1 protein-coding gene is annotated in these 370 nt (G+C 68.9%); it reads left to right on the plus strand.

The genetic code is table 11. The annotated features are described in order from the left end of the window. A partial coding sequence (locus TN53_RS42965) for an enolase C-terminal domain-like protein (protein ID WP_046264359.1) occupies positions 1-370 on the plus strand: 370 nt, incomplete at both ends.

Below are 370 nucleotides of genomic sequence, written 5' to 3' on the forward strand. Positions count from 1 at the left end.
GAGTACCTGGAGGACCCGACGAGGGGTATCGAGGGCATGGCCGAGGTGGCCGAGGACTCCCCTCTCCCCCTGGCGACCAACATGTGCGTGATCGCCTGGGAGCACCTGAAGCCCGCGATCGAGCAGAACGCGATCCAGGTGCTCCTCACCGACCACCACTACTGGGGCGGGCTGCGCCGCACCCGCGAACTGGCGGCCGTCTGCGAGGCGTTCGGACTGGCCCTCTCCATGCACTCCAACTCCCACCTCGGCATCAGCCTGGCCGCCACGACCCATGTCGCCGCGGCCATCCCCCACCTCGACCACTCCTGCGACACCCACTACCCGTGGAACTCCGCCGACGACGTGATCGTCCCCGGCGTCCTGGAAC

The sequence above is a fragment of the Streptomyces sp. WM6386 genome, assembly GCF_000972385.1.
Taxonomy (GTDB): Bacteria; Actinomycetota; Actinomycetes; order Streptomycetales; family Streptomycetaceae; genus Streptomyces.